Source organism: Streptomyces sp. NPDC029139, from assembly GCF_055564335.1.
The window spans coordinates 113,323-129,485 of the sequence record NZ_JBVHWN010000012.1; the positions used below are offsets into that span (position 1 = coordinate 113,323).

The window sequence follows — 16,163 nt, forward strand, 5'->3', positions numbered from 1 at the left end:
TCAGACCACCCCTTGGGCGTGGGTGACGACGGGGGCTCCGCGGCGCGGCAGGACGATGCCGATCAGGTCGATGCGGACGCCGCCGTCGGGCGGTGGTCCGCCGTGGCGGTCGAGCCAGCAGGCGGCGAGTCGTTTGAGACGGTCGGCCTTGGTGGGGGTGACGGCGGCCATGGGGTGCTCGAAGGCGCCTTCGCGGCGGGTCTTCACCTCGCAGATGACGACGGTGTCGCCGTCGCGGGCGACGATGTCGATCTCGCCGGTGCGCCCGCATCGCCAGTTGCGGGCGAGGACGGACATGCCGCTCTCGGTGAGCCGCCGGACGGCCAGCTCTTCTCCGTACCGCCCGAGCGCGCTCGTCGCGCTCGTCGTGGAACTCGCGCTCGTCGTGGGGCTCGCGCTGGTCGTGCGGGTCGCGATACTCGCGTGGCTCGCGCCGGTCGTGCGGGTCGCGTCGCTCGCGCGGGTGGGGCTGGTCGGTCCGGTCGCGTGGGTCGGGTTCATTCGGTACCACCTCCGGCACCGACTGTGACGCTCCGCGACCCTCCGTGTGGATCTTGGTGGACGGTTGCCCGCCTGTGGACAACCGCCTCACCCCTGCGGGTGGTTTCCGATCCGGGATCAGCTGCCGGGGAGCTCCAGGTCGCTCTTGTTGAGCTCCTCGATGTTCACGTCCTTGAAGGTGAGCACCCGGACCTGCTTGACGAACCTGGCCGGCCGGTACATGTCCCAGACCCAGGCGTCCGCCATGGACACTTCGAAGAACACCTCGCCCTGGACCGAGTGCACCTGCATCTCGTAGTCGTTGGTGAGGTAGAAGCGCCGCTCCGTCTCGATCACGTATTTGAACAGCCCGACGACGTCGCGGTACTCCCGGTAGAGCTTCAGCTCCATCTCGGTCTCGTACTTCTCGAGGTCCTCGGCGCTCATGGCATGTTCCCCTTCAGCCGTGCGTCCACCTATTGTGCGCCAGCCGCTCGCACCGCTAAACGATTTCCGGGGCGAGCACGACCGGCGCGGTCGGCGGTCCCTCGTCGAGCAGTCTGTGCAGCAGCTCGGCGAGTCTGGTCGGGTACACCGTCTCACGCGCCGCCGACAGTTCGGCGGAGGTCCACCACCTGAGGCCCGCGACGCTGCGCGCCTCCAGCTCGGTGAGCGCGGTCGGGGCGGTCGTGGTCTGGGTGGTTCGTGCCAGGTAGTACCACTCGTCCTGGTCCCAGCGCCGCCCGTCGAAGGGGAAGGAGCAGACGCGCTGCCAGACCACCGGTCCGAGTTCGACCTCGGTGATACCCGTCTCCTCGGCCAGCTCGCGCAGCGCCGCCTCCTCGTGGGTCTCGTCGCCCTCCAGGCCGCCGCCGGGCGTGAACCACCAGGTCTGGTCCGGGTCGTCGGGCTCGTAACCGTGCAGGAGGAGGATGCGGTCGTCGGGATCGAGCAGGACGACGCGCGCCACGCGCCGTAGCCTCGTCGCCCCGGCCGGCTCGACCAGGCCCTCCGAACCCGTCACCTGTTCACCGTCTCCCTGTCGGAACCACCACCGGTAGCACCCCCGGAACCCCCACCGGAGCCGCCACCGCTCGCACCACCGGGCCTCCCGCCGGACCGGCCGGACCCACCCGACCCGCCCGACCGTCCGCCCAGCCGCTGCGCCAGCGGCCCGTACGCGGCCCCGGCCAGGATCAGTACACACCCGGCGACGATCGCGTAGAAGAGCGGCTTCACGGGCCCCGGCCGGGAGACCCCGCCCGGCAGCGCCGCGAAGCCCTCCGGTCGCGCCAGCACCCCGTCCATGGGCCAGGCGAGGGCGTCGACGCGGGCGGTGACCGCGCTGCGCGGTACGGAGCCCTTGCCGGCTTCCTGGAGGTGGACGCGGGAGTCGAGGGAGTTGTGCCGCTCGTCGCCGAGGAGGAACAGGTTCCCCTCCGGTACGTCCGCGGAGAACTTCTGGCCCGAAGCCGGGGCTCCGGGCCGCAGGTACGTCTCCTCGATGGCCGTGCCGTTGACGGTGAGCCGCCCGTCCGCGCCGCAGCAGGCGACCGTGTCGCCGCCGATGCCGACGACCCGCTTGAGCATCGGCATGTCGCCCCAGAGCGGGTCCTTGAAGACGACGATGTCGCCTCGCCGCACCTCGTCTCCGTCGATGCGCTGCGCGAGGACCTTGGAGCCGACGGCCAGCGTCGGGGTCATCGAGTCGCTGGGCACGGTGTAGGGCTGGTAGAGCACTGCTCCCCAGGCGAATCCGCCGAGGAAGAGCACACAGCCGACGGCCACGACCAGCCCCGACAGCACGCTGCCGAGGCGGCCGCGGCCGCCGTCCGTTCGTATGGTTCCGCTCATCCCAGCGCTCCCCACCCTCAAGGTCGGTTCGTCGATCTGGGACGGCACCCTACCCGCGCGTTGCTACTCGGCGGTATGCCGAGACGCGAACCTCTTCCTGCGCCACAGCACCAGCGGCAGGGCGCCGGCGAGTCCGGCCGCACCGGGAGCCACGGCCAGCGCCTGGCTCAGCCCGGGCTGGTCGAAGGTCTCCGGCACGGGCAGCGACGACCAGCGGGTGACGGGCCAGGCCACGACGACCGCGCGTCCGACGACCGAGTCGTTCGGGACGGTGCCGGCGCCCGGGAGGTTCTGGTGGAACCGCGAGTCGAGGGAGTTCTGCCGGTTGTCGCCCATCACCCAGATGCTGCCCTCGGGGATGGTGATCGGACCGAAGGGCTTGTCGCCGCAGGGCGAGGAACCGGGGTAGATGTACGAGGCCTCCTCCAGCGTCTTGCCGTTGAGGATGACCTTGCCGCCCTCCTTGCAGGAGACCGTGTCACCGCCGACCGCGATGACCCGCTTGATCAGGTCCTTCTCCTCCGACATCAGGCCGATGAAGCTCAGGAACTTCTGCAGCGGGTTCGGCTCGGGGGTGACCTCGCCCTCCAGCCAGCCGCCCGGGTCGTGGAAGACGACGACCTCGCCGCGCTCCGGCTCGGAGCCGAACCACGGGGTCAGCTTGTCCACCAGCACCCGGTCGCCGCGCTGCAGCGTGTTCATCATCGAGTCGGAGGGGATCGAGAACGCCTGCATCAGGAAGGTCTTGATCAGCAGCGCGAGCAGCAGCGCGATACCGATGAGCAGGGGCAGTTCCTTCCAGAAGGAACGCTGCTTCTTCGGGCCGGCGCCCGCGTCGGCGGACTCCGCCTGCCCGGTCCGTCCGTTCTCGCCCTCGCCGTCAGCCGGGTCCGCGGGGTCGCCGTCCCGCCGCTCGGAGGAGTCGTCCCTCATGGCCACCGACGACTCGGCGAGCCGCTCAGGCCTCTCCTCCGGCTCGCCGTGTCCGGATCGTGCGCCGACGGCCACATCCCCCACATCCACTCCTCAGTCCGTGCACATGCCTGCCCCAGAACAGGGACAGGCCCATCACTCCCATAACGAGCGGGAGTTCCGCAGGGGTCGGGAGCCAGGTCAATCCGTTCAGATTCCGCGAGGACACACTATGCGACGCGCCGTGCGCGGACGAAGATCCCGAACGACCGTCCGGTACGGCGGCGAACGTGTCCGGCTCCTCCAGCCGGCGCCAGTGACTCACGGGCCAGGCGATCACGACGGCCCGGCCCACCACGTCCTCCTCGGAGACGGTGCCCCGGTCCTTCTCGTCGAGGTGGAACCGGGAGTCGGCGGAGTCCGACCGGTGGTCGCCCATCACGAAGATCCGGCCCGGCGGCACCTTCACCTCGAACTTGATCTTCGAGGGCTCGTTCCCCGGGTGCAGATACGGTTCGTCCAGCGGTACGCCGTTGACGGTGATCCGGCCGTCCCGACCGCAGCACGCGACCGTGTCACCGCCGATCGCGACGACCCGTTTGATCAGGTCCTGCTCGTCGGCCGAGGGCAGCAGCCCGATGAAGGTCAGAGCCTGCTTGACCTGCTTGACGCCGACCGGGTCCTCGGTGGCCGGAGTCGGGTCCTGCTGGAGCCAGTTCCCGGGGTCCTTGAAGACGACGACGTCGCCGCGCTGCGGCGTGGAGCCGAACCAGGGCGTGAGCTTGTCGACCAGGACCCGGTCGTCGATCCTGATCGTCTGCTCCATGGAGCCGGACGGGATGACGAAGGCCTGGACGAGGAAGGTCTTCAGAACGAGTGCGATCAGCAGGGCGACGGTGATCAGGAGCGGGATCTCCTTGACCGCGGAGCGCTGTCGCCTGCGCTTGACCTTGCGGGCGAGCCTGCGCCGCTCCGCCCGGCCGGGCAGCGGACGGCCGCCGTCGGTCGACCGTGTGCCGGTGGGCAGCCGTGGGTCGGCGCGGTGTCCGGCCGGCCTGCCCCGGTTACCCATGGCCACCCGCCACGGGAGCGGGGACGGCGTCGAAGGCCCCCGTTTCCGGGACCTCCGACCAGCGGCCGAAGGGCCAGCCGATCCAGTCCGCGCGGCCGATCACGCGCTCCACGGGCACCATGCCGCCACCCGGTCGCCCGAGATGGTCGCGGGAGTCGCTGGACTGGCTGCGGTGGTCACCCATGACCCACAGGGTGCCCTCGGGGACGACGATGTCGAAGGGGACCTTCGAGGGGGCGTCGCCCAGCAGGACGTACCGCTCCTCGACGGGCACACCGTTGACGGTCAGCCGACCGTTCCCGTCGCAGCAGACGACGCGGTCGCCTCCGACGCCCACGACCCGCTTCACGAAGTCGGTCTCGGCGGGCTCGGCGAGTCCGAGGGCCGCGGCCGCGCCGTGCAGCAGACCGGTGACCGGGTTCTCCTCGGGGGTCTCCTGGAGGAAGGACCCGGTGCCGTCGAAGACGACGACGTCGCCGCGGCGCGGCTGCTCGCCGAAACGGTACGCCAGCTTGTTCACGAGGATCCGGTCCCCCACCCGCAGGGTGGGTTCCATGGAGCCGCTGGGGATGAGGAAGGGCTGCATCACGAAGTGGCTCAGGAGCAGCAGGAAGACCACGCAGACGCCGCCCACGAAGCCCGTGCGGCGCCAGGTCCACCCGCCGGCGGCGCCGTCCCGCGCCTCGCTCCCGGCCGTGCGCGCGGACAGGCGCCCGCGGGAACGCCCGGCCGTGCGGCCGGAAATACGCGCGGAGCGCGACCGCTCCCCCGTCTCGGGGGAGCGGTCGCGCTCCGTGTGCTGTGCTTCGGTGTCCATCGGGGGCAGAGCCTATCCGGCCGCCCTGAGAGTCATCGCTCCGAAGCTCCGCGCGATCGGTGAGCCGGAGCTCAGTTGTCGCGCTTCTCCTTGATCTTGGCGGCCTTGCCGCGCAGCTCGCGCAGGTAGTAGAGCTTGGCGCGACGGACGTCACCGCGGCTCACGAGCTCGATCTTCTCGAAGATCGGGCTGTTCACCGGGAAGGTGCGCTCGACGCCGACGGAGAACGAGACCTTGCGGACCGTGAAGGTCTCGCTGACGCCCGAGCCCTGGCGGCGAATGACGACGCCCTTGAACTGCTGGATACGGGAGCGGTTGCCCTCGATGACGCGCACGTGGACGTTCACGGTGTCGCCGGGACGGAAGGCGGGGAGGTCGGTGCGGAGCGAAGCCGCGTTGACCGTGTCGAGCAGGGAGGCCATGGTGGTCTCTTTCCTCGCTGATGCCACAGGTCATCAGCGGAACGTTCGAAAAGGAGATGGAGCGCCGTGCGTACCGTGCGGGCGTCGTCCCCCTGTGGCAGGGGCGCTCGCCGGACACACAGCAGCGGCCTATTCTTCCACGGCGTCCGGCCTGCGCCAAAATCGGCCGCCGGGCTCGGGGGCCCAGCCGAGCATGGAGAGGATCTCCCGGTCCTTCTTGTCGAAGAGCGAGGGGTCGCAGCGCTCGATCAGGTCCGGCCGGTTGGCCGCCGTACGGCGGAAGGCCTCGTCACGGCGCCAGCGCGCGATCTTCCCGTGGTGCCCGCTGAGGAGTACGTCCGGGATGGCGCGGCCGCGCCATTCGGGGGGCTTGGTGTAGACGGGGCCTTCCAGGAGGTTGGCCATGGCCCCGGGGGCGAAGGAGTCGTCGCGGTGGGACTCGGCGTTGCCGAGGACGCCGGGCAGCAGCCGGGCCACGGCCTCCGTGATCACCAGGACGGCGGCCTCCCCGCCGGCCAGCACGTAGTCGCCGATGGAGACCTCGTACACCGGCATGCGGGTCGCGTACTCGTCCATGACGCGCCGGTCGATGCCCTCGTAGCGGGCGGGCGTGAAGATCAGCCACGGGCGCTCGGAGAGCTCGACGGCGAGTTCCTGGGTGAAGGGGCGTCCGCTGGGCGTGGGGACGACCAGGACGGGTCCGTGCGCGCCCGCCTCGAAGCCGTCGGCGAGGGTCTGGTCGAGGGCGTCACCCCAGGGCTCGGTCTTCATGACCATGCCGGGACCGCCGCCGTAGGGGGTGTCGTCGACCGTGTTGTGCCGGTCGTGGGTCCACTCCCGCAGGTGGTGGACGTGGACGTCGAGCTGTCCACGCGCGCGTGCCTTGCCGACCAGGGAGACGTTCAGCGGTTCCAGGTACTCGGGGAAGATCGTGACGACGTCGAGCCTCATGCGTCGTCGTCCCGCGAGGAGTCGGCGGCCCGGGACGTGTCGTCGTCCCCGGGGGTGTCCTCGTCCGGGGAGGAGCCGTCGTCCCGGGAGGAGACGATCTCGGCGCGGTCGTCGATCAGACCGGGCGGCGGGTCGATGACGGCCCGCTGCTGCTCCAGGTCGATCTCGAGGACGATCTCCTCGACGAACGGGATCATCAGCTCGGTGCCGTCGGGTCGCTCGACGATGAAGAGGTCCTGGGACGGCAGGTGGGAGATCTCGGTGATCCGGCCGATCTCGGTGCCGTCGGTGAGTACGACGTCCAGGTCCATGAGCTGGTGGTCGTAATACTCGTCCTCGCCCTCCGGCTCTTCGTCGGGGTCGACGTCGGCGATGAGCAGGGTGTTGCGCAGGGCCTCGGCCGCGTTGCGGTCGCGGACGCCCTCGAAGCGCAGCAGCAGCCGGCCGCTGTGCACCCGGCCGGTCTCGATGGTCAGCGGCCCGGCGGAGGCCGGGTCGGTCCCCAGGACGGTACCGGGCGCGAGCCTGAGCTCGGGCTCGTCCGTACGGACCTCGACGGTGACTTCGCCCTTGATGCCGTGGGCACGGCCGATCCGCGCGACTACCAGCTGCACGACTTCATTCTCTCCTGTTCCGACGACGACGGGCCGGGGCGGGCCCGAAGGCCCTCCCCGGCCCGTGCCGGTGTGTCCAACTTGTTCAGCGGACCTGGTCCACGTCGACGAGGTCGACGCGGATGCCACGGCCGCCGATGGCGCCCACGACGGTACGCAGCGCACGAGCGGTGCGGCCGTTGCGGCCGATCACCTTGCCGAGGTCGTCGGGGTGGACCCGGACCTCGAGCACGCGACCGCGGCGCAGGTTGCGCGAGGCGACCTGCACATCGTCAGGGTTGTCGACGATGCCCTTCACGAGGTGCTCGAGAGCCTCCTCGAGCACGATCAGGCCTCGGTCGACTCGGTGGACGCGGCCTCGGCCTCGTCCGCCTTCTTGTCGGCCTTCTTCGCCTTCGGGGTGATGGCCTCACCCTTGGCGTCGTCACCCTCGAGGGTCTTGGCGAACACGTCGAAGGAGGCGCGCTTGTCCTCCTTCGTCGCCGGCTGCAGCAGCGGCGCCGGGGCCGGGAGGCCCTTGTGCGCCTGCCAGTCGCCGGTGAGCTTCAGGATGGCGAGGACCGGCTCGGTCGGCTGGGCGCCGACGGACAGCCAGTACTGCGCACGCTCGGAGTCGACCTCGATCTTCGACGGGTTGTACGTCGGGTGGTACAGACCGATCTCCTCGATCGCACGACCGTCCCGGCGGGTGCGGGAGTCGGCGACGACGATGCGGTAGTGCGGCTGGCGAATCTTGCCGAGGCGCTTGAGCTTGATCTTGACTGCCACTGGAGTGGTGTCTCCTGGTCTTGACGTGGTTGGGCACATGAGATGCCACGTGGGGTTGCGGTACTCGGGTGCCCGATGGACGCGTCAGCCGGAGGAGAGAGGGGTCCTATGCGACTGTCGAGTACAGCTAGCCATTGTGCCACACGCCGGTGGCGGGCCCGACCCGGCCCGGGCACCGGCTCATCTCGCCGCCGCACCCACCGTTTCCGGGATACGGAAGGGCTTGCCGCAGCCGCCGCAGACGATGGGGGCCTGGGCGAGGACCGAGGGGACCACGCGGACGTTGCGGCCGCAGTCGCAGACGGCCTTCACGCGGACGCCTCCGCCGGAGGAGCCGTGGCGCGCGGCGGGGCCGCGGAAGGAGCGCTTGGTGTCGGCGGCCGTCGCGACGGTGTGGGCCTTGAGAGCGCGCTGGAGCCGCTCGATCGTGGGGCGGTAGCGGCGCTTCGCCTCGGGGTTGAGCGTGACCAGGGAGAAGCCGCTGCTGGCGTGCGGTTCCTCGGGGTGGTCGAGGCCCATCTCCTCGGCGATCGCCAGGAATCTGCGGTTGTGGTAGCGGCCGGCGCGTGAGGTGTCGCGGACTCCTCGGGCGGCGGCGATGCCGTGGACTGCCTCATGGAGCAGTCGCTCGAAGGAGAGCTCGGCGCCGCAGGCGGACGAGGACTCTCCGATCAGGGACTCGGGCGCGGCAAGATCCGGCAGTTCGGGGTGGTGCCGCTGAATGTCGGCCCACGCCTGTGCCAGCTCTGCGGCGAGAACAGGTGGTGTCGTGCTCACGTCGCGTACAACGAGCCGAAGCGCTCCCGGGTTCCATTACGGGGCATCCCAAATAATTTGCACGTACCCGTCAGTTGCCGTTCATGCGTCCGGACGAGGGCCAGTGCGCCGAACTGCGGAGAAGGCTCGCACCTCGCGGCAAGGTGGTGCGTAGCGACGCATACGTTCCGACGCGGCTCCGGTGGCGGGTCGGGCCTGCTCGGGAGGCGGGTCCGGCCGGTTCCGGAGGCGGGTCCCGCGGCGGGTCCGATGCGGGGACAGTACCCGGTCCCGTAGCAGGGCGGCGCACCGGCCCCACCCCGAAGGGGAAGTGGTCCGGTGCGAGCACTGGACGTGGGGACGGATGCGCAGTTCCCTGACATACGGGGGGATGTGGGCGCACGTACACGGGGGCCGTCGACCAGGTACTGATTGGGGCGCTTTCCATGACACCTACGCTCGTCCGGCACGACCCCGCGCGCGACTGGGCCGAGATCCAGGAGCGGATGCTCGTGCCGCTCTACGAGGCGGTGTACGACCGTCTCGCCGTCGGCGACGGCTCGCGGGTCCTGGGGCTCGAATGCGGGTCGGGGCTCGCGCTGCTGATGGCGGCCTCGCGGGGAGCGCGGGTCGCCGGCGTGGACCGGGACCACGCGCGCGTGGAGCTGGCCAGGGAGCGGCTGCCGGAGGGTGCGGGGCACGTGGTGGTCGCGGGTGATCCGGCGGACGTGTCGGACATCGCGGGCGACGCCGCCGGCCCGTCACGTACCCCGTACGACGTGATCACGGCCTTCCACGCCTCGGCGGAGGTGGGCCGGGCGCTGGCGGCCGTCACTCCTCTGGCGCAATCGGGCACGGTGATCGTGCTCGCGGGCTGGGGGCCGCCCGAGCGGTGCGCGACGGCGTCGGTGCTGCGGGTCGCGGCCCGGCTGGCCGACCGGCGCCCGGAGCGCCGAGGCGCCCTCGATGACGTGGTGGCGGGGGCCGGTCTGGAGCCGGACGGCTCGGGCCGGGTGTCGTGCCCGTTCGGTTACGCGGACCAGGAGAGTGCGGTGCGGGGCCTGTTGTCGACGGGCGAGTTCGACGCGGCGGTGCGGGCGACGGATCAGTCGCAGGTCGAGAAGGAGATCGCGGAGGCTCTGGTCCCGTACGTCCGCCCGGACGGGACGGTGTGGATGCCGAACGTCTTCCGCTACCTGCTCGCACGCGTCCCGTAGGAGGCGGGGCCGCCGGGGCGCCACGCGCGCGTGGGGCGGCGTCCCGCGCGCGCCCGGCATGATCGCGACGGGACAGGCCCTGCGGACACGACCTAGGTGTCCTTCGCCAGGCGGGTGATGCCCGCGGCGCGGTAGGCGGCGTCCTCCTCCAGGGTCTCGTGGGCCAGGAGGGCGGTCGCCAGGGCGTCGAGCTTGTCGCGGTTCTCGCGGAGCCGGCGGACCGCGCTCTCGTAGCACTCGTCGACGATCCGGCGCATCTCCTCGGCGACCGTGTCGAGCGTGGCCGGGGCCGCGGAGAGGCCGTACGCCTGCTGGGCGTCGCCGGGGATGGCGGTGAGGCGGCCGACGCGTTCGCTCATGCCCCAGCGCCCGGCCATGCCGCGGGCGATGTGGGTGACCTGTTCCAGGTCGCTCTCGGAGCCGGTGGTGACGACGCCGAAGACGACCTGTTCGGCGGCCATTCCGCCGAGCGCGCCGATGATCCGGCCGCGCAGGTACTCCTCCGTGTACGCGTACTTGTCGGCGTCGGGCGTCGAGAGCGTGACGCCGAGGGCCCGGCCGCGGGGGACGATGGTGATCTTGCGGACCGGGTCGGCGCCGGGCTGGAGCATGCCGAGCAGTGCGTGGCCGCTCTCGTGGTAGGCGGTGCGGCGCCGCTCCTCCTCGGGCATGACCAGGGGTCGTTCCGCGCCGAGCTGGACCTTCTCCAGGGCGTCGGAGAGGTCGGACTGGGTGACCGCCTTCTGCTGTCGCTTGACGGCGAGAAGTGCGGCCTCGTTGGCGAGGTTGGCGAGTTCCGCGCCCGTCATGCCTGGGGTGGTGCGGGCGACCCGGCCGAGGTCGACGTCCGGGGAGAGCGGGATCTCGCGGGTGTGGATTTTGAGGATGGCCTCGCGGCCCCCGCGGTCGGGCGGGTTCACGTGGACGATGCGGTCGAAGCGGCCGGGCCGGGTCAGTGCCGGGTCGAGGACGTCGGCGCGGTTGGTGGCGGCGAGGACGATGACGCCCTCGGAGCCGGTGAAGCCGTCCATCTCGGTGAGGATCTGGTTGAGCGTCTGCTCGCGTTCGTCGTGTCCGCCCATGCCCGAGCCGGCGCCGCGGGCGCGGCCGATGGTGTCGATCTCGTCGATGAAGATGATCGCCGGGGCGACCTTGCGGGCCTCGGCGAAGAGTTCCCGTACGCGTGAGGCGCCGACGCCGACGATCATCTCGATGAACTCGGAGGCCGAGGCCGAGAAGAACGGCACTCCGGCCTCGCCGGCCACGGCTCGCGCGAGGAGTGTCTTTCCGGTTCCCGGCGGGCCGGCGAGAAGCACGCCGCGTGGCATCTTGGCGCCCATGTCGCGGTAGGCGGCGGGGTTCTTGAGGAAGTCGACGACGTCGTTGAGCTCGCCCTCGACCTCGTCGATGCCGGCCACGTCCTCGAAGGTGGTGCGGCGGGCGCCGGGTTGGAGCTCGACGGGCTTGGGCGGGGCCTTGCGGCCGAGCATGCCGCCGGCGCCGCCCATGCCGGAGCTCATCCGGCGTGCGACGAAGATCCACAGCGCGACGAGCAGCAGCATCGGCGCGAGCGAGATGAGCAGGTTGGCGAGGAAGCTGCGCTCCCGGACGACGGGCTCGGCGGTGACGGTGACGCCCTTCGCGGTGAGCTCGCCCCAGAGTTTGTCGTCGGCGAACGCGGGCCGCTGGGTGAGGAATTTGGTGTAGTCGCCCTTGTCGCCGTCGGGCAGCGGCTGTTTGTTCTTCAGCTCGCCCTGGATGGCGTCGCCCTTGGAGTAGATCTTGGTGACGTTGCCGGTGTTCACCTGCTTGCTGAACTCGGTGTACGAGATCGTCGGCTCGTCGCCCCGGTTGAAGAACGACAGCACGAGGTTGGCGATCAGGTAGACGATCAGGGCGGTGAGGACGAGGCCGCCCCAGCCGCCGGGCATCTTCCTCTTCGCCGGGGGTGGCGGCGGGGCCCCTTCCGAGCGCCAGGGCTGGTCGGTCCGGTCGCGCGGGGGTACGGAGTTGGGCACGCTGCTCTCCTCATACCGACGTCAGGCCCGGTCCTCAGTATCGGAAGAGCCGACAATCCCGGCATTCCAGGCGGGGTGAAGGAGTGAAAAGGGGCCCGGGGCGGTTTCGCACCGCCCCGGGCCCCTTCACGTACAGCGTGACGGGCGTCAGCCCATGAACTTCTTGAACTCGTCCGGAAGCTCGAAGTCGCCCGGGCCCTGCCCGGCGGCCGGCAGGCCGAACGCGCCGCCCTGCTGCGCCTGCTCGCGGCGGGCCTGGGCGGCCTCCTCCTCGGCCTTGCGCTTCATCGGGTTGCCGCTCTTGCGCTTGCCCTTGGCCTGCTTGATCTGCTTCTTCTGCCGGCCGGGGCCGCCGCCCATGCCGGGGATCCCGGGCATGCCCGGCATGCCGCCGCCCTGCGCCATGCGGGACATCATCTTGCGGGCCTCGAAGAACCGCTCGACCAGGCCCTTGACGGCGCTGACCTCGACGCCCGAACCCTTGGCGATACGGGCGCGGCGCGAGCCGTTGATGATGGTCGGGTCCTGGCGCTCGCCGGGGGTCATCGACTTGATGATCGCGGCCGTGCGGTCGACGTCCCGCTCGTCGATGTTGTTGATCTGCTCCTTCATCTGCGCCATGCCGGGAAGCATCCCGAGCAGCTTGCTGATGGAGCCCATCTTGCGGACCTGTTCCATCTGGGCGAGGAAGTCGTCGAGCGTGAACTCCTGGCCCTTCTTGGACGCCAGCTTGGAGGCCATCTTGGCGGCCTCTTCCTGGCTGAAGGTCTGCTCGGCCTTCTCGATGAGCGAGAGCATGTCGCCCATGCCGAGGATGCGGGACGCCATGCGGTCCGGGTGGAACGCGTCGAAGTCGTCCAGCTTCTCGCCGTTGGAGGCGAACATGATCTGGCGGCCGGTGACGTGCGCGATGGAGAGCGCGGCACCACCGCGGGCGTCGCCGTCGAGCTTGGAGAGCACGACACCGTCGAAGCCGACGCCGTCGCGGAAGGCCTCGGCGGTGTTGACCGCGTCCTGACCGATCATGGCGTCGACGACGAAGAGGACCTCGTCGGGGCTGACGGCGTCGCGGATGTCCGCGGCCTGCTGCATCAGCTCCTGGTCGATGCCGAGGCGGCCGGCGGTGTCGACGATGACGATGTCGTACTGCTTGCCGCGCGCGTACTCGATCGAGTCCTTGGCGACCTGGACCGGGTCACCGACGCCGTTGCCGGGCTGCGGGCCGTAGAACGCCACGCCGGCGCGCTCGGCGACGACGCCGAGCTGGGTGACGGCGTTGGGGCGCTGGAGGTCACAGGCGACGAGCAGCGGCGAGTGGCCCTGGCTCTTGAGCCAGAGGCCGAGCTTTCCGGCGAGGGTGGTCTTACCGGCACCCTGGAGACCGGCGAGCATGATCACGGTCGGCGCGGTCTTGGCGAACCGCAGGCGCCGGGTCTCGCCGCCGAGGATGCCGATGAGCTCCTCGTTGACGATCTTGATGACCTGCTGGGCGGGGTTCAGCGCCTGGGAGACCTCGGCGCCGCCGGCCCGCTCCTTGACCTGCTTGATGAACGCCCGGACGACGGGCAGGGCGACGTCCGCCTCGAGGAGGGCGATACGGATCTCGCGCGCGGTGGCGTCGATGTCCGCCTCGGACAGGCGCCCCTTGCCCCGGAGATTCTTGAATGTCGCTGCAAGGCGGTCGGAGAGGGTATCGAACACGGCGGTCGCGGATCCTCGGTGTCGGGGGCGGGCGGACGGATTGCCCTCCAGGGTATCTGCCCGGTCGAAGTGCGTGCCCCCGCCCGTCGGATCCGGCGGGGGCGGACGTCGTCACCGCAGTGCGCCCTCCAGCGCCCCGGCCAGGTCCACGGCCTCCTCGTCGGGGAGGAGGGAGCCGTCGGGACGGGTCACGTAGAGCGTGTCCACGGCGTTGGCGCCCAGGGTGGAGACGTGCGCGCTCCTGACCCGGACGTCGGCGCCCTCCAGGGCCCGGCCGATGCGGTGCAGCAGTCCGGGGGCGTCCTGGGCGCGGACCTCGATGACGGTGGCGAGGCGTGAGTCGGCGGCGGCGACCGTGACGCGCGGCGGTGGGGCGGTGACTCCGCGCCGCCGCGGGTAGGCGGCCTCGCGTTCGGCGAGCCGCGCGCGGATGTCGAGGCTGCCGTCCAGGGCCCGGACGAGGTCGGTGCGCAGCCGGGCGGCCTGGGGCAGGGAGCCGTACTCGGCGGCGACGCGCCAGTTCAGGACGAGGACGGCGCCCGGCCCGAGCGCTGTGGGGAGCTCGATGGCGCGCAGGTCGGCGGCGCGGACGGTCAGCCGGTGCAGGGCGAGGACGCCGGCCACGGCCGGCAGCACGCCGGGCTGGTCGGGCAGGGCGATGAGCAGTTCCACCCCGACCGGTTCCGGTTCGCCGTCCTCCGCCGCGGTCTCCGGCTGGGCGTGCAGGGCGAGGGCGGGCTCCCCGGTGCGGAGCGCCTCGACCGCGAGGCGTTCCTGTTCGGCGCTGGGAGCGGGGGGTTCCGGTTCCGTTTCGGGCTCGCCCGCGAGGACGGCCCCGACCCGTTTCACCAGGTCGGCCACGAGCGAGGCACGCCAGGACGACCAGGCGGCCGGGCCGGTGGCGAGCGCGTCGGCCTCGGTGAGGGCGTGCAGCAGTTCCAGCGCGCCGTGGGTCCCGACGGCCGTGGCGACGGACCGTACGGTGGCCGGGTCGTCCAGGTCGCGGCGGGTCGCGGTCTCGACGAGCAGCAGGTGGTGGCGTACGACGGTGGCGATGACGGCGACGTCGGCGCGGTCGAAGCCGATCCGGGTGGCGACGTCGCGGGCGATGGTCTCGCCGGCCACGGAGTGGTCGCCGGGCCAGCCCTTGCCGATGTCGTGCAGGAGCGCGGCGACGAGCAGCAGGTCGGGCCTGCCGACGCGGCGGGTCAGCGAGGAGGCGCGGACGGCGGTCTCGACGAGGTGCCGGTCGACGGTCCAGGTGTGGACGGGGTTGCGCTGCGGCCGGCAGCGGACCCGCTCCCAGTCCGGCAGGAGCCGGGTGATCAGCCCCTCGGCTTCCAGCGCCTCCCAGACGGGCACGGTGGGCTCCCCGGCGCCGAGCAGGGTGACGAGTTCCTCGCGCGCCTCGGCGGGCCAGGGGACGGGCAGCGGCTTCGCGGCGGCCGCGAGGCGGCGTACGGCGTGCAGGGAGAGCGGGAGGCCGGACTGGGCGGCCGCGGCGGCGGCCCGCAGGGGCAGTACGGAGTCCCGTTCGGGCTTGGCGCTGAGGGCGAGGACGACCTCGCCGTCCATCTCCACCACGCCCTCGGCCAGGGGGGTGCGTTCGATCGGCGGCTTCCCGCCGCCCGAGCGGCCGCCCAGGAGGGTGCGCAGGCGCGGGCGGGCGGAGCGGGCCTTGAGAACCCGGTTGACCTCGCGCCAGGTGACGTCGGTGGCGTACGAGATGATCCGCGCGGACTCGTACACCTCGCGCAGCAGGGTGTCGGCGTCGAGGAGCCCGAGTTCCTGGGCGACGGCGTCCTGCTCCTGGAGGGCGAGTCGGTCGGTGGCCCGGCCGGTGGTCAGGTGCAGTGCGTCGCGGGCGTCGAGGAGGCGGCGGCGGGCGGCGTCGAGGCCCTCCCGCGGGGCGTCGGCGAGCCAGGAGGCGGCGACGGCGCGCAGGACCTGGGCGTCGCGGAGCCCGCCGCGGGCCTCCTTCAGGTCCGGTTCGAGGAGGAACTGCAGCTCCCCCATGCGTTCGGCCCGTTCCCGGCAGAGCGCGTCGAGCTCGGGGAGCCGCTCGGGTGCCTGGTTGCGCCAGTCGGCGAGCACGGCGGTCCGCAGCCCGGCGACGAGTCCGGCGTCGCCGGCGACGGGCCGGGCGTCGAGGAGCCCGAGCTGGACCTTGAGGTCGTCCGCGGCGGTCTTGCGGGCCTCGGCGGGGGTGCGTACGGAGTGGTCCAGGGCGAGGCCCAGGTCCCAGACCGGGTACCAGATGCGGTCGGCGAGCCGGGCGACGGCGCCCGCGTCGGCGGTTCCGTCGTGGAGGAGGAGCAGGTCGAGGTCGCTCCGTGGGGACAGCTCACCGCGTCCGTAGCCGCCGACGGCGACGAGCGCCACCCCTCGTGGCGGCTGGGCGGCGGCGAACAGTCCGGCCAGCCATTCGTCGGTGAGCCGGGCCAGGGCGGCACGGCGCGGCGGCCCGGACCGCTCCTTCTCGGTGAGAAGGAGCAGCCGGGCCGCCGCGTAGCCGCTGGGTCCCGAGTCTTCCGCTTGCGTACTCACATCGACGCTCGTCACCCAGCAGCTCCCTATCCGT

17 protein-coding genes are annotated in these 16,163 nt (G+C 71.6%); 1 reads left to right on the forward strand and 16 read right to left on the reverse strand.

The window, feature by feature from the left end:
- The 13 genes from ACZ4VW_RS24755 to ACZ4VW_RS24815 form a co-directional block, all read right to left on the reverse strand.
- Positions 1-417: a YraN family protein gene (locus ACZ4VW_RS24755; RefSeq protein ID WP_467966131.1), complete on the reverse strand. Its 417-nt coding sequence runs from the start codon at positions 415-417 to the stop codon at positions 1-3.
- A 201-nt stretch (positions 418-618) separates the two neighbouring features.
- Entirely contained in the window at positions 619-927 is a 309-nt protein-coding gene (locus ACZ4VW_RS24760) for a DUF2469 domain-containing protein (protein WP_005311352.1), read from the reverse strand.
- 55 nt (positions 928-982) lie between these two features.
- Positions 983-1,504, reverse strand: coding sequence for an NUDIX hydrolase (locus ACZ4VW_RS24765; RefSeq protein WP_467965956.1), 522 nt, complete (start codon positions 1,502-1,504; stop codon positions 983-985).
- A complete protein-coding gene (gene lepB, locus ACZ4VW_RS24770; protein ID WP_467965958.1) occupies positions 1,501-2,334 on the reverse strand; it encodes a signal peptidase I in 834 nt (277 codons plus the stop codon). Before lepB (ACZ4VW_RS24770) ends, ACZ4VW_RS24765 begins: the two co-directional genes overlap by 4 nt.
- 63 nt (positions 2,335-2,397) lie before the next feature.
- A complete protein-coding gene (gene lepB / locus ACZ4VW_RS24775) occupies positions 2,398-3,342 on the reverse strand; it encodes a signal peptidase I (protein ID WP_467966133.1) in 945 nt (314 codons plus the stop codon).
- Positions 3,293-4,318 (reverse strand): signal peptidase I, encoded by a 1,026-nt coding sequence (gene lepB / locus ACZ4VW_RS24780; protein ID WP_467965960.1) that lies wholly within the window; start codon positions 4,316-4,318, stop codon positions 3,293-3,295. Before lepB (ACZ4VW_RS24780) ends, lepB (ACZ4VW_RS24775) begins: the two co-directional genes overlap by 50 nt.
- The gene (gene lepB, locus ACZ4VW_RS24785; RefSeq protein ID WP_467965961.1) at positions 4,311-5,135 is read right to left on the reverse strand and encodes a signal peptidase I; all 825 of its coding nucleotides are present in this window, start codon (positions 5,133-5,135) and stop codon (positions 4,311-4,313) included. The genes lepB (ACZ4VW_RS24780) and lepB (ACZ4VW_RS24785) overlap by 8 nt, the downstream gene beginning before the upstream one ends.
- A 71-nt stretch (positions 5,136-5,206) precedes the next feature.
- Positions 5,207-5,557 carry a 50S ribosomal protein L19 gene (rplS, locus tag ACZ4VW_RS24790; RefSeq protein WP_467965963.1) on the reverse strand — a complete coding sequence of 117 codons (351 nt, stop codon included), beginning with the start codon at positions 5,555-5,557 and terminating at the stop codon, positions 5,207-5,209.
- A 129-nt stretch (positions 5,558-5,686) separates the two neighbouring features.
- Positions 5,687-6,508 carry a tRNA (guanosine(37)-N1)-methyltransferase TrmD gene (trmD, locus tag ACZ4VW_RS24795; protein ID WP_467965965.1) on the reverse strand — a complete coding sequence of 274 codons (822 nt, stop codon included), beginning with the start codon at positions 6,506-6,508 and terminating at the stop codon, positions 5,687-5,689.
- On the reverse strand, positions 6,505-7,122 hold the full coding sequence (gene rimM, locus ACZ4VW_RS24800) for a ribosome maturation factor RimM (protein ID WP_467965967.1): 618 nt from the start codon (positions 7,120-7,122) through the stop codon (positions 6,505-6,507). The genes trmD and rimM overlap by 4 nt, the downstream gene beginning before the upstream one ends.
- 85 nt (positions 7,123-7,207) lie before the next feature.
- Positions 7,208-7,447 carry an RNA-binding protein gene (locus ACZ4VW_RS24805; RefSeq protein ID WP_005311361.1) on the reverse strand — a complete coding sequence of 80 codons (240 nt, stop codon included), beginning with the start codon at positions 7,445-7,447 and terminating at the stop codon, positions 7,208-7,210.
- Positions 7,448-7,449: 2 nt separating this feature from the next.
- Positions 7,450-7,890, reverse strand: coding sequence for a 30S ribosomal protein S16 (rpsP, locus tag ACZ4VW_RS24810; RefSeq protein ID WP_467965969.1), 441 nt, complete (start codon positions 7,888-7,890; stop codon positions 7,450-7,452).
- Positions 7,891-8,070: 180 nt separating this feature from the next.
- Positions 8,071-8,667, reverse strand: coding sequence for a hypothetical protein (locus ACZ4VW_RS24815; RefSeq protein ID WP_467965971.1), 597 nt, complete (start codon positions 8,665-8,667; stop codon positions 8,071-8,073).
- 425 nt (positions 8,668-9,092) lie between these two features.
- On the opposite strand from ACZ4VW_RS24815, the gene ACZ4VW_RS24820 reads away from it, so the two are divergent.
- On the forward strand, positions 9,093-9,863 hold the full coding sequence (locus ACZ4VW_RS24820) for a class I SAM-dependent methyltransferase (protein WP_467965973.1): 771 nt from the start codon (positions 9,093-9,095) through the stop codon (positions 9,861-9,863).
- Positions 9,864-9,955: 92 nt separating this feature from the next.
- Here ACZ4VW_RS24820 and ftsH read toward each other — a convergent pair whose 3' ends face one another.
- From ftsH to ACZ4VW_RS24835, 3 genes are all read right to left on the reverse strand, one after another.
- Positions 9,956-11,881 (reverse strand): ATP-dependent zinc metalloprotease FtsH, encoded by a 1,926-nt coding sequence (ftsH, locus tag ACZ4VW_RS24825; protein ID WP_467965975.1) that lies wholly within the window; start codon positions 11,879-11,881, stop codon positions 9,956-9,958.
- A 147-nt stretch (positions 11,882-12,028) separates the two neighbouring features.
- Positions 12,029-13,582 carry a signal recognition particle protein gene (gene ffh, locus ACZ4VW_RS24830; RefSeq protein ID WP_467965977.1) on the reverse strand — a complete coding sequence of 518 codons (1,554 nt, stop codon included), beginning with the start codon at positions 13,580-13,582 and terminating at the stop codon, positions 12,029-12,031.
- Positions 13,583-13,693: 111 nt separating this feature from the next.
- On the reverse strand, positions 13,694-16,144 hold the full coding sequence (locus ACZ4VW_RS24835; RefSeq protein ID WP_467965979.1) for a [protein-PII] uridylyltransferase: 2,451 nt from the start codon (positions 16,142-16,144) through the stop codon (positions 13,694-13,696).
- Between the last annotated feature and the right edge of the window lie 19 nt (positions 16,145-16,163).

What these genes read in the sequence shown, in the direction of transcription:
- ACZ4VW_RS24760 (WP_005311352.1), bottom strand. Translation starts at nt 927, where the DNA reads ATGAGCGCCGAGGACCTCGAGAAGTACGAGACCGAGATGGAGCTGAAG.
- lepB (WP_467965958.1), bottom strand. Translation starts at nt 2,334, where the DNA reads ATGAGCGGAACCATACGAACGGACGGCGGCCGCGGCCGCCTCGGCAGC.
- lepB (WP_467965960.1), bottom strand. Translation starts at nt 4,318, where the DNA reads ATGGGTAACCGGGGCAGGCCGGCCGGACACCGCGCCGACCCACGGCTG.
- lepB (WP_467965961.1), bottom strand. Translation starts at nt 5,135, where the DNA reads ATGGACACCGAAGCACAGCACACGGAGCGCGACCGCTCCCCCGAGACG.
- rplS (WP_467965963.1), bottom strand. Translation starts at nt 5,557, where the DNA reads ATGGCCTCCCTGCTCGACACGGTCAACGCGGCTTCGCTCCGCACCGAC.
- trmD (WP_467965965.1), bottom strand. Translation starts at nt 6,508, where the DNA reads ATGAGGCTCGACGTCGTCACGATCTTCCCCGAGTACCTGGAACCGCTG.
- ACZ4VW_RS24820 (WP_467965973.1), top strand. Translation starts at nt 9,093, where the DNA reads ATGACACCTACGCTCGTCCGGCACGACCCCGCGCGCGACTGGGCCGAG.